10 protein-coding genes are annotated in these 14,695 nt (G+C 53.2%); 3 read left to right on the top strand and 7 right to left on the bottom strand.

Annotated features, from left to right (window positions below; all coding sequences use genetic code 11):
• Positions 1–2: 2 nt before the first annotated feature.
• The 3 genes from narJ to A9165_RS01610 are packed head-to-tail and all read right to left on the bottom strand — an operon-like array spanning position 3 to position 6,117.
• Positions 3–758, bottom strand: coding sequence for a nitrate reductase molybdenum cofactor assembly chaperone (gene narJ, locus A9165_RS01620; protein ID WP_065954688.1), 756 nt, complete (start codon positions 756–758; stop codon positions 3–5).
• A 9-nt stretch (positions 759–767) separates the two neighbouring features.
• Positions 768–2,300 carry a nitrate reductase subunit beta gene (gene narH / locus A9165_RS01615; protein ID WP_065954687.1) on the bottom strand — a complete coding sequence of 511 codons (1,533 nt, stop codon included), beginning with the start codon at positions 2,298–2,300 and terminating at the stop codon, positions 768–770.
• A gap of 16 nt (positions 2,301–2,316) precedes the next feature.
• On the bottom strand, positions 2,317–6,117 hold the full coding sequence (locus A9165_RS01610) for a nitrate reductase subunit alpha (protein ID WP_065954686.1): 3,801 nt from the start codon (positions 6,115–6,117) through the stop codon (positions 2,317–2,319).
• Positions 6,118–6,459: 342 nt separating this feature from the next.
• Here A9165_RS01610 and A9165_RS01605 point away from each other — a divergent pair, with 342 nt between their 5' ends.
• Complete coding sequence (locus tag A9165_RS01605; RefSeq protein WP_065954685.1) at positions 6,460–8,241, top strand: ATP-binding protein; 1,782 nt, start codon at positions 6,460–6,462, stop codon at positions 8,239–8,241.
• Between the two features lie 51 nt (positions 8,242–8,292).
• On the opposite strand, the gene A9165_RS01600 is transcribed toward A9165_RS01605, so the two are convergent.
• Complete coding sequence (locus A9165_RS01600) at positions 8,293–9,909, bottom strand: MFS transporter (RefSeq protein ID WP_065954684.1); 1,617 nt, start codon at positions 9,907–9,909, stop codon at positions 8,293–8,295.
• 323 nt (positions 9,910–10,232) lie between these two features.
• On the opposite strand from A9165_RS01600, the gene narL reads away from it, so the two are divergent.
• A complete protein-coding gene (gene narL / locus A9165_RS01595; protein ID WP_065954683.1) occupies positions 10,233–10,886 on the top strand; it encodes a two-component system response regulator NarL in 654 nt (217 codons plus the stop codon).
• The gene (moeA, locus tag A9165_RS01590) at positions 10,883–12,103 is read left to right on the top strand and encodes a molybdopterin molybdotransferase MoeA (RefSeq protein WP_065954682.1); all 1,221 of its coding nucleotides are present in this window, start codon (positions 10,883–10,885) and stop codon (positions 12,101–12,103) included. The genes narL and moeA overlap by 4 nt, the downstream gene beginning before the upstream one ends.
• A gap of 3 nt (positions 12,104–12,106) precedes the next feature.
• On the opposite strand, the gene modC is transcribed toward moeA, so the two are convergent.
• From modC to modA, 3 genes are read right to left on the bottom strand one after another with little or no spacing between them, the layout of a single operon-like run.
• Positions 12,107–13,174 (bottom strand): molybdenum ABC transporter ATP-binding protein, encoded by a 1,068-nt coding sequence (modC, locus tag A9165_RS01585; protein WP_065954681.1) that lies wholly within the window; start codon positions 13,172–13,174, stop codon positions 12,107–12,109.
• Positions 13,171–13,854 (bottom strand): molybdate ABC transporter permease subunit, encoded by a 684-nt coding sequence (gene modB, locus A9165_RS01580; protein ID WP_065954680.1) that lies wholly within the window; start codon positions 13,852–13,854, stop codon positions 13,171–13,173. Before modB ends, modC begins: the two co-directional genes overlap by 4 nt.
• Before the next feature lie 18 nt (positions 13,855–13,872).
• Positions 13,873–14,676 carry a molybdate ABC transporter substrate-binding protein gene (gene modA / locus A9165_RS01575; RefSeq protein ID WP_083216208.1) on the bottom strand — a complete coding sequence of 268 codons (804 nt, stop codon included), beginning with the start codon at positions 14,674–14,676 and terminating at the stop codon, positions 13,873–13,875.
• Positions 14,677–14,695 lie beyond the last annotated feature (19 nt).

Here is a 14,695-nt window from a genome sequence, read left to right as displayed (position 1 = left end):
CCTTAAGCGCGCTTCGCGGCGGCTTCGTGAAATAGTTCTTGTGCCAGGGCGTCGGTATGCAATAAATCCGTGCTCAGCGGTACAAATTGATCGCGCCGTTGTGATTCACTCGGTTTATTGCCGGTGCCGCAGGCGCTGTTGGATTGCTCAGCGCTCATAAAGGTCACCATTTCCTCTTCCCAGACTTTATCCAGCGCCTTAGGGCTGTCGTCGCGTTTTTCGTTAGCGATCTGTGCCTTGATATCGGCCAGGTCGACCTCTGCTGCCGATAGCGCCAGCAGGGCCTGGAACAAAGCGGCGTAATTCGAGTCGCGCTGTTCCAGCCGGCAGGTCAATACCGCCAGGATAGGCGCAATTTCTTCCAGCCCAATTTGCGCATTTTCCGCGCCCTGGGTAGATAAAAACTCCAGATAGAGTGGCAGGTAGTCGGGTAATTCTTTGACCCCGATATCTAAACCGGCTGCTTTGTACTGCGCCTGTAAATCAACCATGGCCTGACCACGGGCACGTGATTCGCCATGCACATGCTCAAAAATCAGTAGCGATAAGGAGCGACCACGTTCAAACAGACCATCGTATTCAGATTGCCAGTCCATCAGCTCAGCGCCGCAGCGCTGACTGATAAAGGCACTGAGACTGTCTTTCTTGCTCTGCGGTAACTCACTGGCCGCAACCACGGCCAGTAACTCATCCTGTGCGGCAACCAGCTCGGGCCTGGGGTAATCCAAAAGCACGGAAATTAACTGTAGAATTTGCATAAAACCCCCTTAATCCTTTAGCTCAACCGGAATAACCTGGCGTACACCTTTGGCCTTAGTGCCAAACAGGTTAACGTCGTTATTGCCATCGCCACAGCCATTACCAAAGGTAAAGCCACAGCTGGATTTCAGGTCATAGGCATTTTCGGCATAGGCACGGTGGCTGGTTGGGATCACAAAGCGATCTTCATAATTGGCCAGCGCCATATAGCGATACATTTCTTCTACCTGCAGCGCATTGAGACCCACTTGCTTCAGCACATCCAGATCCTCGACGCCATCAACCTGTTGCGAACGTTTAAAGGCGCGCATCGCAATCATCCGCTCTAGGGCGCGAACTACCGGTGCTTCGTCGCCAGCGGTCAGCATATTGGCCAGGTAACGCAGCGGAATACGCAGCGACTTCAGATCCGGAATTTCGCCATTCATGCCGACATGACCGGCCTGCACTGCGCTTTGGATCGGTGACAGTGGTGGTACATACCAGACCATCGGCAGGGTACGGTACTCAGGGTGCAGTGGCAGCGCCACTTTCCAGTCCATCGCCATCATATACACCGGTGAACGCTGGGCTGCTTTAATCCAGTTATCGCTGATGCCTTCAGCACGCGCCGCAGCAATTACCGCCGGGTCGTTCGGATCGAGGAAGATATCCAGCTGTGCCTGATACAGATCTTTTTCGTTGGCGACACTGGCGGCTGACTCGATGCGGTCGGCATCGTACAGCAGTACGCCTAAGTAGCGGATCCGGCCGACACAGGTTTCCGAACAGGTGGTCGGCTGACCGGCTTCAATCCGTGGGAAGCAGAAGGTACATTTTTCGGATTTGCCGGACTTCCAGTTGTAGTAGATTTTTTTGTACGGACAAGCCGAGACACACATCCGCCAGCCGCGGCATTTGTCCTGATCGATCAGCACTATGCCGTCTTCTTCCCGTTTATAGATGGCACCAGACGGGCAGGCCGCCACGCAAGCCGGGTTTAAACAGTGCTCGCACAACCGGGGTAAGTACATCATAAAGGTCTTTTCAAACTGACCGTAGATGTCCTTCTGCACTACTTCGTTGAAGTTATTATCTTTTTTCCGTTTCTCGAACTCGGTGCCGAGGATTTCCTCCCAGTTTGGACCCCATTCGATTTTCTCCATCCGCTGGCCGCTAATCAGCGAACGCGGGCGGGCCACCGGCTGGTGCTTGGTATCACCCACATTATGTAAATGCTGGTAATCGAAATCGAACGGCTCGTAATAGTCGTCAATTTCCGGTAAGTCCGGGTTGGCGAAAATATTTGCCAGGATGCGGCGTTTACCACCGATTTTCAGTTGCAGTTTGCCGTTTTCGCGGACCCAGCCGCCATTCCATTTTTGCTGGTTTTCCCACTCTTTCGGAAAGCCGATACCAGGCTTGGTCTCGACGTTGTTAAACCAGGCATATTCGACCCCTTCACGTGAGGTCCAGACGTTTTTGCAGGTGATGGAGCAAGTGTGGCAACCTATGCACTTGTCTAAATTCAGCACCATGCCAATTTGGGCTCTAACTTTCATCTTACTTACTCCAACCTTATTTAGTATCAAGCCAGTCGACTTTGCTCATCTTGCGCACAATGACAAACTCGTCCCGGTTACAGCCAACGGTACCGTAGTAGTTAAAACCGTAAGCCTGCTGGGCATAACCACCAATCATATGCGTCGGCTTCATCACGGCGCGGGTGACTGAGTTATGGATACCGCCACGGGTACCGGTTAACTCACTGCCGGGCACGTTAACGATCCGCTCCTGGGCGTGATACATCATGCTCATACCTTCTGGTACCCGCTGTGACACCACGGCACGGGCTGCGATAGCGCCGTTAACGTTAAAGATTTCAATCCAGTCGTTATCTTCAATACCGGCTGCTTTGGCATCAATTTCACTGAGCCAGACAATGGGACCGCCACGCGATAAGGTCAGCATTAACAGGTTGTCAGAGTAAGTACTGTGAATCCCCCACTTCTGATGTGGCGTGATCCAGTTCAGCACAATTTCTTTGTTACCATTCGACTTCTTGTTCAGCACCGGCTGCACTGTTTTCAGGTTAATCGGCGGCTTGTAGCTACACAGCTGCTCACCGAAGTCGCGCATCCACTCATGGTCCTGATAGAACTGCTGACGGCCGGTAATGGTGCGCCAAGGGATCAGTTCATGCACGTTGGTATAGCCAGCGTTGTAAGACACATGCTCATCTTCCAGCCCTGACCAGGTGGGTGAGCTGATGATCTTGCGTGGCTGGGCCACGATGTCATGGAAGCGGATTTTCTCTTCTTCCTTTTTGGTCGCCAGATGGGTATGGTCGCGGCCGGTGATTTTACTCAGTGCGCCCCAGGCTTTTACCGCCACGTGGCCGTTGGTTTCCGGTGCCAGCGTCAGGATCATTTCTGCGGCATCGATAGCGCTATCGATTTTCGCCATACCTTTATTCACGCCGTCAGCGGTATGTACCCGGTTCAGCTTACGCAGAAACTCCACTTCATCCTTGGTATCCCAGCTAATGCCTTTACCGCCGTTACCGATTTTCTCCAGCAGTGGACCCACTGAAGTAAAGCGGGCATAGGTATTAGGGTAGTCGCGTTCTACAATATTAATGTGTGGCATAGTGATGCCCGGAATGGCCTCACATTCCCCTTTCCACCAGGCTTTTACGCCATAAGGCTGTGCCAGCTCGGCAGGCGTATCGTGGTGCATCGGTGTGGTTACAACATCGGTTTCCACGCCTAAGTGACCAACGGCAGCTTTAGAGAACGCCTGAGCGATGCCTTTAAAGATTTCCCAGTCACTGCGGGCTTCCCACACCGGATCAATGGCCGCGGTTAACGGGTGAATAAAAGGATGCATATCCGAGGTATTCATATCGTCTTTTTCATACCAGGTGGCGGTAGGCAGTACGATGTCGGAATACAGACAGGTGGTAGACATGCGGAAATCCAGCGTCACCCACAGATCGACCTTACCTTCAGCCGGCTGATCGGTCCATTCCACATCTTCCGGCTTTTTACCGCCAAAACCGCCTAAATCTTTGCCAAGCAGGCCGTGTTTGGTGCCCAGTAAGTGCCGCAGCATATATTCATGGCCTTTACCGCTGGAACCCAGCAGGTTAGAGCGCCAGATAAACATATTGCGTGGGAAGTTTTGTGGGTTTTCCGGTTGCTCACAGGCAAATTTAATATTGCGCGAGGTTAATTGCTCCACCACATAGTCTTTCAGCTCTTTGCCGGCAGCTTTGGCTGCGGCCGCCAGTTTTAGCGGATTCGTGCCCAGCTGTGGTGCTGAAGGTAACCAGCCCATGCGTTCGGCGCGGCTGTTATAGTCGACAATACTGCCAGACCATTTGTCTTTATTGGCCAGTGGCGAAATGACTTCCGTCATATCCAGCTTTTCGTAACGCCATTGGCTGGAATGATTGTAGAAGAACGAGGTACCGTTCATATGGCGTGGTGGCCGTTGCCAATCCAGCGCAAAGGCCAGTGGGGTCCAGCCGGTTTGTGGCCGTAGTTTTTCCTGACCGACATAGTGCGCCCAGCCGCCACCACTTTGACCGATACAGCCACACATCATCAGCATATTGATCAGGCCTCGGTAGTTCATATCCATGTGGTACCAGTGGTTCAGCGCGGCGCCGACGATGACCATGGAGCGGCCTCGGGTTTTATCGGCATTACGGGCAAACTCACGCGCGACCCGAATCACATCATCCGGCTTCACGCCGGTAATGGCTTCTTGCCAGCCCGGGGTGTAAGGCACGTTATCGGTATAGGATTTCGCCCGGCTTTCATCACCAATACCATTATCCACACCATATTGCGCCAGCATCAGGTCAAATACGGTAGCGACCAGCGCGGTACCGCCACTGGCCAGCTCGACGCGTTTAGCAGGAATTTTGCGCATTTGTACATCAGCATGATCGGTATGCTGGAAGTATTGGTACTCGTGTGGTGCACCACCAAAATACGGGAAGCCAACATCCACCAGCTCGTCGCGGTTGTCTTTTAAACTCAGCTGCAGCTCCAGCTCACCGTCTTTGTCTTTTTGCTCCAGGTTCCATTTGCCGGCCTGGCCCCAACGATAACCAATGGCACCATTCGGGCTGGTCAGGCGACCATCTTTGTTAACAGCAATGGTTTTCCAATCCGGGTTATTGTCTTCACCCAGGTTATTGACCAGATCGGCCGCGCGCAGGAAGCGGCCGGTGGTATAGAAGCCGTTCTGTTCTTGTTCGCCCCCTCCCTGGGGCTCACCGGCTGCGCCGGCCGCCGTCGCGTTGCTCCCGCGTCCAAAATCGTTCCCGACGATTTTGTCCAACATGACCAACATCGGCATATCGGTAGTACGGCGTACATAGTCGGTAAAGTAAGCACTGGGGTTGTTGACGTGGAATTCTTTTAAAATCACATGGCCAAAGGCCATGGCCAGTGCCGCGTCAGTACCCTGACGTGGATGCAGCCAGGTATCACCAAATTTCGAGGCTTCCGAGTAGTCCGAGGTGATAACACAGGTCTTGGTACCCTTGTAGCGAACTTCAGTTAAGAAGTGCGCATCCGGGGTCCGGGTTTGCGGCACATTCGAGCCCCAAACGATAATGTAGTTCGAGTTATACCAGTCGGCGGATTCTGGTACGTCGGTTTGCTCGCCCCAAATTTGCGGTGAGGCCGGGGGTAAGTCGCAGTACCAGTCGTAAAAGCTTAAACAGTTACCGCCAATCAGCGACAGATAACGGGCACCGGCGGCGTAGGACACCATCGACATAGCCGGAATAGGCGAGAAACCGGTTACCCGATCCGGGCCATAGGTTTTAGTGGTGTAAACGTTAGAAGCGGCAATCAGCTCGTTCACCTCATCCCAACTGGCACGGACAAAGCCACCCAAACCGCGGCGTTCTTTGTAGCTTTTGGCTTTTAGTGGATCGCTGACGATTGATTCCCAGGCTTTCACCGGATCTTTATGCTGCACCCGGGCTTCACGCCACAGCTTCATCAGTTGCTGCCGCACTTTCGGATATTTCAGCCGGTTGGCACTGTAGATATACCAGGAATAGCTGGCGCCACGCGGACAGCCACGGGGTTCATGGTTTGGCAGATCCGGACGGGTACGCGGATAGTCGGTTTGCTGGGTTTCCCAGGTGACCAGGCCGTCTTTGACATAGATTTTCCAACTACAAGAGCCGGTACAGTTTACACCGTGCGTGGAACGTACCACCTTATCGTGCTGCCAGCGTTGCCGGTAGCCTTGCTCCCAGGTCCGGTCCTCATTGGTGGTCACCCCGTGGCCATTGGCGAAGGGGGTTTTGCGGGTTTTAAAAAACCGCAGTTTATCTAACAGATGACTCATACTTGACTCCTGGTCCTGTCCTGCATGAACAGAGGTTTTTGCTTTTTCAGTAAGCACACTATAGAAACTACCACTCAATTCTGCTTGATTCAGATCAAGGTTGCCATGCTGCTAAATTGCTGAAAATTAAGAAAAATACCCCAAAGGTGGTAGTGCGCTAATTGGCTAAATGCTTGAAAATGCAGGCCTTGGCTGCAGGCGTCTACTCACTTTGTCTGAAGGTGTACTCTGGCTGGGAAAAAGGGGGTAGCCCAAGTATCCCCGTAGATTTGGTAAGCGGATTTTTCTGCAGGAAAGGCGCTGGCGGGTTAAGCTTAGAACAGACAGTAGTGGGAGTTTCAGATGCGCACCTTTTCAATTGTTACCCGGATCAATATCGCTCTGGCCTGTATCGTGACGTTGGCATTATCAACGATGATGGTGTCGTATTGGTTGTCGGATAAGGCTGACAGCGATGCGCATGCAGTTAATGTTGCCGGCTCGCTGCGGATGCAAAGCTATCGCCTGGCCTGGTTAACGCTGCAACAGGACGTCACTAAACTGCAAAGAGCCAATGAGCAATTTGCCAGCAGTTGGCAGCATCCCGTTTTTCAGCGTTTTTTGCATCAGCCAGACATTCTGCAAAAATACCAGAGTGCTTTTCAGCACTGGCAACAGTTGGCGCCTGCGCTGGAGTCTGGCGCCGTCCCTCCAGCCGAATTGGAAGCCGGCTTGGCCGAGCAGGTCAGATTGTTGGATGAGCTGGTGCTGGTGATCCAGCAGGATGCAGAGCAAAAGGTTAAGGCATTTCGCTCGGTGCAGGTTATTGCGGTGATGGCCACCATCTTGCTGTCGATCATCGTCATGTATTGGCTGAAGGTGATGGTGGAGGAGCCGTTAAAAGAGTTGATCCGCGGTGCCCGGCGTATTGCGCAGGGCGACTTTACTCACCGTATCACGCCGCAGCATCAGGATGAGCTCGGGATGTTAGCCACCAGCTTTAATAAGATGAATACGGCCATTGGTTATATGTACGGCAATCTGGAAAAGCGGGTGGAAGAGCAAACGGCAGAGCTGACCCAAACCAATACGACCCTGAAATTTCTATATAACACCGCGCAGCGGATCAGCGAACATACCTCAGAGTATCAGGACTTTTCCGAGATCATCAGCCAACTGCGCAGTATTACCGGCCTGGCAGATATCGAGCTCTGTCTGTTTACTGAGCAAGGAAATCAACCTTACCTGCAAATTCATGCCGATAGCCTGGCGGATCCCTGTGTGGCTGAAAACTGTGGCGACTGTTTAACTGAGACATTGAGCCGGCAGCAGTGTCAGGTGCACAACTTTGTGTTGCAGCGGGAGAGACATAAATATGGCGTTCTGGTCGTACGGCTGAACGCCTCAGAGAAGATGTTGTTATGGCAACAACAGCTGGTGATGGCCATTGCCGATCAACTGGCTTTGGCGCTGAGTTTAAAATCAGAAGAGGAGCAGGTGCGGCGGTTGGCGCTGATGCAGGAGCGTACGGTCATAGCGCGCGAGTTACATGATTCACTGGCGCAGGCCTTGTCCTATCTGAAAATTCAGGTGACCCGGCTCAATAAAGCCATTAACAAGGATGACCGTCTGGTGATGCAGGATGTGTCAGCAGAGCTGAAAAGTGGCCTCGATGCCGCTTACCGGCAGTTACGCGAGCTGTTAACCACTTTCCGTCTGAAAGTCGATGGAGCTGGCTTGCTCAGTGCGCTGCAGACCACCGTCAGCCAGTTAAGCGAACAGTCGGGCTTACAGATCCGGTTGGATTATCAGCTGGCGAATGTGCCGCTGGCGCCGCATGAAGAAATTCATTTACTGCAGATTATCCGCGAAGCCAGCCAGAATGCGGTGCACCACAGTCAGGGGCAGAACCTGACCATTAGCCTGCAGCAGGATGGGCAAAAGTATATTTTACTGGCGGTGGAGGATGATGGTGTCGGGATCCCGGATAAAGCCGAAAAACTTAATCATTATGGTTTAGCCATTATTCAGGAACGAAGCAAACATCTGGCCGGCGAGATCAGTATCCGACGCCGGTCAGAGGGCGGCACTGGGGTATACTTCCGCTTCTTACCGGAATACCTGCAGCAACCGAAAACAGCCTGAAAAAAAGCGCAGCCCTGTTGAGGGCTGCGCCTTGCATGCTCGCAGACAAGCTTAAGGGTTATAAAACTCGCCGCTTTTCCGCAGGTAGAAGAACCAGTTTAATACCAGACACAGCGCATAGAAGATGGCAAAGCCGATCATCGCATATTCTGGGGTTGCGGCTTTGATCTGCTCACCAAATACCTGTGGAATATAGAAAGCACCGTAGGCGGCGACGGCAGAGGTCCAGCCCAGCACCGGCCCGGCTTGTTCTTTTGGAAACACCACGGCAATGGTTTTAAAGGTTGATGCATTACCAATGCCGCTGGCGGCGAATAACAGCAGGAAGATCAGGAAAAACGGCATAAAGTACTGCTCTGGTGTTGCCGATTGATAAGCCTGCTGCATAAAGAAGGCGGCACCTAAGGCTGCCAGTACCATCACCACGGCACAGATCTGGGTAACCAGAGCACCACCTAAACGGTCTGAGATCCAACCACCCACCGGCCGGATTAAGGCGCCGATAAAGGGGGCGATCCAGGCATAGGTCAGGGCGCTGGGACCATTCGGATTCGGAGTGTTGTGGGTCATCACGCCATCTACCATCAGGTGGCTGTAGCCAAAGATCACCTGGATCGACAACGGCAGCGCGGCGGCAAAACCGATAAAGGAACCAAAGGTCATAACATACAGAATGCTCATGACCCAGGTGTGCTTATTATTGAAAATCTTATACTGCCGGTCCAGACTGGCACGGATGGCGCCCGGCAATACTTTCAGCGCCAGTACTGTGGCCATTGGCACCAGCACTAATACCAGTTCTTTCGGAATACTAAAGCCAGAGCCATTGGCACTGGCCGGTAGAATCAGCCATAAACCAATTACCGAGGCGATCAAGCCAATGCCATACATCGCCAGCTGAATGGAGAAGGAACCGACGGCGCTCGGTAGCTTAGGTGTTACCTCTTCAGTATTGATATTATTCATGCCAAACCAGATGGCAAAGGCCAGCGGGATTAACAGCAATAGCCATAAGAAACCGCCATTCTGGATCCAGGTTTCACTTCCAGCCGGGATACTCCCAATCAGGGTACCACTGGCCTTTTGCAGGATCATTGGCTCACCGCCACCGACCAGGGTAAAGGCACCAAAGGTCATAAATAGCGGGATCAGGATCTGCATGGTGGTGACACCAAAGTTACCCAAGCCGGCATTCATGCCCAGCGCTAAACCTTGCTGTTTTTTCGGGAAGAAGAAGCTGATATTCGACATTGAAGCGGCAAAGTTACCACCACCGATGCCGGACAATAAGGCCATCAACTGAAACACCCAGAACGGTGTATTGGGATCCTGTAATGCGATGCCGGTGCCAAACGCTGGGATCATCAATAAGCTGGTGGTAAGGAAAATGGTATAGCGCCCACCACAGAGCCGGACAAAGAAGCTGGCAGGAATGCGCAAGGTCGCGCCACTTAAGCCAGCGATTGCTGCCAGGGTAAAGAGCTCCGAGGCGGAATACGGAAACCCAAGATTTAGCATCTGAACACTAATGATGCTCCACATCATCCAGACCGCGAACCCGCAGAGCAGGCTGGGTATAGAGATCCATAGATTGCGGGTAGCGATGCCACGCCCGCTTTGTTGCCAGAAGTTTTCATCTTCCGGTTGCCACCTTTTTAAATCTGACATCAGTTAACTCCTGTTTTTCGGCAGAGTGCTTACTGTTGCAAGTGTGATTGGCGACGGCGACTGACACAATGTGCCTAAGGAGTTAGCCAGGCAGCTGTGCCAGCTTAATGGGGGTACCTCAAAAGTGGTAGTGCGGTGAAAATCAATACAGTTATCTGATTAAAAACAATAATATAGATAGAGTTTTGCCAGGGGCTACTCCACTAGTACCAACCTTGGCTACAGGTGGTAGCCGCCATTAGTATGATGTACATCAAAGTATCAAGCCGTTGGATCTAGGCTAATATGGGTAGAGCCGCAGGGCCGGCAGTCAGGAGCTAGTTATGTCAGAGCAAATTTCCAGCGTAATGCTGGTTGATGATCACCCTTTATTACGCAAAGGCTTAAAGCAGTTGCTGGCGTTAGAAGACGAATTAGAGGTGATAGCGGAAGCCAGTAATGGTCAGGATGCAATTAAACTGGCGGCAGAACTGGATCCGGACCTGATTATTCTTGATCTGAATATGCAAGGTATGGATGGGCTGGAAACCCTGAAGCGGATGCGCGATGAGGGCGTGACGTCACGCATTGTGATGCTGACGGTATCAGATGCCGATGAAGATATTGTCAAAGCCATCAGTAATGGCGCCGATGGCTATTTATTAAAAGATACCGATCCGGAAGTGTTACTGGATCAAATTAAAAAAGCACTGGAAGGTAAGATGGTATTAAGTGAAGCCATTACCCAGGTGCTGGCCACCGCCTTGCGTCGGCCACAGGCGAAAACGCCGGCTGAGTTAAACAGTTTGACCAACCGCGAATATGAGATTTTGCATCTGATTGCCAAAGGTATGAGCAATAAAGTGATTGCCCGCGAACTGAATATCTCTGATGGTACCGTGAAGGTACATGTTAAACATCTGCTGAAAAAGCTGGGCTTACGCTCACGGGTTGAGGCCGCCGTCTGGATGGTTAACCAGCAGGGCGGCAAGCTATGACAGCAAGCGTTTTGCTGCCGGTGGCAGATGCCCTGGCGCAGATGTTGGCACAGGTCAGCACTGTCAGTGAGACTGAGCAGGTGCCACTGGCGCAGGCACTGGATCGGGTACTGGCAGAGCCGGTACTGGCCAGTTTTGATGTGCCGGGCTACGACAACTCAGCGATGGATGGCTATGCGGTGCGGGCGGCTGAGGTCAAAGCCGGGCAAGCGTTAACACTGCAAGGTTCGGCGCTGGCTGGCCATGCCTTTGCTGCTGCGTTAGCGCCACAAAGCTGCGTGCGGATTATGACCGGTGCCGTACTGCCGGCGGGTGCCGATACGGTCATTATGCAGGAGCAGGTACGGCTGCAAGATGGCAAAGTTATCGCAGATTTTGTGCCGAAAGTGGGTGAAAATGTACGGAAAGCTGGCGAAGATCTAAAAAATGGGCAGCAGGTGCTTAGTGCTGGTTGCCGGTTAACTGCGCCACAATTAGGCCTATTGGCGTCGCTGGGTATTGCCGAAGTGACGGTCAGGCGTAAGCTTAAGATTGCGATCTTCTCCACGGGTGATGAGCTGGTGTTACCGGGACAGCCTTTACCGGAAGGTCATATCTATGACAGCAACCGGGTAGTATTGCGCGCCATGCTGCAACGCCTTGGGGTCGAGGTGTTGGATCTGGGCTTATTGCCGGATCAGCCAGAGGCGATCCGCCAGGCCTTTCAAAGGGCAATGCGGGAAGCGGATGCGCTGATTACCAGTGCCGGCGTCTCGGTTGGCGATGCCGACTATACGCGGCAAATGCTGTCTGAACTGGGCCAGGTGAATTTCTGGAAAGTGGCGATTAAACCCGGCAAACCTTTTGCCTTTGGTAAATTGGAAAACTGTTGGTTTTTTGGTTTGCCCGGTAATCCGGTGGCGGCTGTGGTGACGCTGGATCAACTGGTTCAGCCGGTGCTACAAAAGCTGGCCGGTGCTACGGTCTCGCCAGCTAACCAACTCACAGCAGTGACGACTGTGACCTTAAAAAAACAGCCAGGTCGCGCGGATTATCAGCGTGGTTACTATTGGGCCACTGCCGAGGGGCTGTTTGTAAAAACCTTGGGCAGCCAAAGCTCAGGTATGCTTAGCTCCATCGCCAATGCCAATTGCTATATCGTGCTGCCGCAACAGAGTGGCAGTATCGCCAGCGGCGAAATGGTGACTATTCAGCCTTTTGGGAAGCTGCTGCAATAGTGCTTAATCCAGCGCCACCGCTTTAATTTGGGCAAACAGCTGTTGGCCGGGTTGTAATTGCAGGCGACTGACGGAGCGGCGGCTTAACCTGGCCAATAAGGGTTGCCCGGCCAAACGCAGTACTAACAGTTGATGCCCCGGATGAGGATCGGCCTCAATCTGTTCCAGTTCTACCCTTAAGCAATTATTCACGCTGGAAAATTGCGGTTGTACCAGACTGATTGCCACGTCACGGGCCAGGATCCGGGTACGGACATTTTGGCCCTCGGCCAGTTGCAAGCGTGAAATCAGGAGCCGCTGGCCATCAGGCAGCTGTAATTCACTCATTTCATCATCGGTATGCTGCAATACGGTGGCAAGTAGCATCGAGGCGGCATCGGCATCCTGCGCCAGTGGTAAGTCGGGTTGGGTCAGCAGTTGTTGCAATGGCCCCTGCGCCTGAACCTTGCCTTGTTCCAGTAACACCAGATAATCGGCCAGCCGGCAGACTTCATGGATGGCGTGGCTGACATAAATGATTGGAATAGCCAGATGCTGGTGCAGACGTTCCAGATAAGGCAGAATTTCCGCTTTGCTGCGCTGATCCAGAGCCGCCATCGGTTCATCCATCAGCAGTAAGCGTGGGCTGGTTAGCAGGGCACGCGCCATCGCTACCCGTTGCCGTTGTCCGCCTGACAGTTGTTGCGGGTAGCGTGCGAGCAGTGTTTCCAGCCCCATCAGGCTGATGGTTTCGTCCAGTGCGACCTTGCGCTGGGCGGGGGGCAGGCGGCGATAGCCAAACTCAAGATTTTTAGCGACCGTCAGATGCGGAAATAAACTGGCTTCCTGAAAGACATAACCCAGCGGGCGCTGATGTACCGGCACAAAGTGTTGCTGACTTTGCCAGATTTCTCCATTGACCCGCAGCTCGATGCCGGCATGCCGTTCCAGCCCGGCCAGACATCGCAGAATAGTCGTTTTGCCGGAGCCGGAACGGCCAAACAGCGCACTCACACCGCTGCCGGGCAGATCAAGCGTCACGTCCAGTTCAAAATTGCCCTGTTGCAGTTGCAGCCTGGCTTCAATACTCATGCGATACTCACCACTTTAAATTTACGGTTAAGCCCGTATACCAGCAGCAGCAAAGCAAAGGACAATGCCACCAGAATGGCAGCCAGAGTATGGGCGGCGGCGTAGTCCATCGCCTCAACATGGTTGTAGATGGCAATAGAAGCAACCTGAGTCTGACCCGGAATATTACCGCCAATCATAATAATGACGCCAAATTCTCCGAGGGAATGGGCAAAGGATAACACGGCAGCGGTGAGAAACCCCCGCCGTGATAATGGCAACACCACGTATAGAAAGCGATCCAGCGGAGATGCCCTTAAGGTGGCGGCCACTTCCAGCATCCGGCCACCTGCTGCCTGAAACGCTGCAGTCAGCGGCTGCATCACAAATGGCAGTGAATAGATCATCGACCCGATGACCAGCCCGCTGAAGGTAAAAGCCAGATGGTTAAAGCCCATGGCTTGCAAGCTGCCGCCAACCCAGCCATGGGGGCCAAGTAGCAACAACAGATAAAAGCCCAATACTGTCGGTGGCAGCACCAGCGGCAGCATAATCATCGCTTCAATGATGCTGCGACCCCGCCAGCGGGTGTGCGCCAGCCACCAGGCCAGCGGCGTACAGAGCGCTAACAACAGGCCGGTGCTGATCAGTGCCAGTTTAAAGGTAACCCATAAAGCACTGAGATCATCGGCTGATAGCATTGGTTACTCCCCGAAGCGTTAGTGTGCCGTTTTAGTAACACGGTAGCCGGCAGCTTCGATAATGGCAACGGCTTCAACGCTTTGTAGCCAGGTAACAAAGTGTTCGGCGGCGGCCAGCAGTTGTGGATCGGCTGCTGCACGGTTCAGGATCACCGCTTGTTGGATTATCGGTTGGTATAGTTCTGCCGGCGGCAACCAATAAGAGCCGCTGATTTGACCGGCACTGTCTTTAAGCTGCGCCAGCGCGACAAACCCCAACGTTGCGGCACCAGAGGCAATCTGACCATAGGCTTGAGCAATCGACTGGGCCCGCACCAATTTTTGTTGTTGTGCCAGCGGTTGCCACAGTTCCAGTGCAGTCAGCACTTGTTGTGCCGCCAGACCATAGGGCGCGTGGCGCGGTTCTGCCATGCTCAGATGCCGGAAGTGCTGACTAAACAGGATATTGGCCCTGGCATCGATCAGTGTCGGATCGGCAGACCAGAGTACCAGCACGCCTTCGGCATAAGTAAAACGTGAGCCGGACCGGGTGAGCCCGGCCTGTTCCAGGCTTGCCGGCCGCTCACTATCTGCTGAAAAAAACAGATGAAAGGGCGCATCCTGCCGGATTTGGGTGTAGAGCGCGCCGGAGGAGCCGGCGCTGAGTAAAAAGGTCTGTGGCTGTTGTTGCTGATAGCGGCTAATCAGTTGCTGCAAAGTGCCGTGAAAGTTAGCCGCCACGGCGATACGCAGTGGTTCTGTAGTTGGCTGCTCTGCCGCGCTGACAGGGGTTGCCCATATCCAGCAGAGCAGGGTTAGGATAAAGCGGAACATCAGCTGCATCAGTTTGCCCTCGTCATGG

Origin of the sequence: Alishewanella sp. HH-ZS (genome assembly GCF_001704375.1) — a bacterium.
GTDB lineage: Bacteria > Pseudomonadota > Gammaproteobacteria > Enterobacterales > Alteromonadaceae > Alishewanella > Alishewanella aestuarii.
This window is presented reverse-complemented; position numbering and strand designations above follow the sequence as displayed.

Excerpts from the sequence above, each read along its gene's own strand:
- narJ (WP_065954688.1), bottom strand. The coding sequence starts at position 758 with ATGCAAATTCTACAGTTAATTTCCGTGCTTTTGGATTACCCCAGGCCC.
- narH (WP_065954687.1), bottom strand. The coding sequence starts at position 2,300 with ATGAAAGTTAGAGCCCAAATTGGCATGGTGCTGAATTTAGACAAGTGC.
- A9165_RS01610 (WP_065954686.1), bottom strand. The coding sequence starts at position 6,117 with ATGAGTCATCTGTTAGATAAACTGCGGTTTTTTAAAACCCGCAAAACC.
- A9165_RS01605 (WP_065954685.1), top strand. The coding sequence starts at position 6,460 with ATGCGCACCTTTTCAATTGTTACCCGGATCAATATCGCTCTGGCCTGT.
- A9165_RS01600 (WP_065954684.1), bottom strand. The coding sequence starts at position 9,909 with ATGTCAGATTTAAAAAGGTGGCAACCGGAAGATGAAAACTTCTGGCAA.
- narL (WP_065954683.1), top strand. The coding sequence starts at position 10,233 with ATGTCAGAGCAAATTTCCAGCGTAATGCTGGTTGATGATCACCCTTTA.
- moeA (WP_065954682.1), top strand. The coding sequence starts at position 10,883 with ATGACAGCAAGCGTTTTGCTGCCGGTGGCAGATGCCCTGGCGCAGATG.
- modC (WP_065954681.1), bottom strand. The coding sequence starts at position 13,174 with ATGAGTATTGAAGCCAGGCTGCAACTGCAACAGGGCAATTTTGAACTG.
- modB (WP_065954680.1), bottom strand. The coding sequence starts at position 13,854 with ATGCTATCAGCCGATGATCTCAGTGCTTTATGGGTTACCTTTAAACTG.
- modA (WP_083216208.1), bottom strand. The coding sequence starts at position 14,676 with ATGCAGCTGATGTTCCGCTTTATCCTAACCCTGCTCTGCTGGATATGG.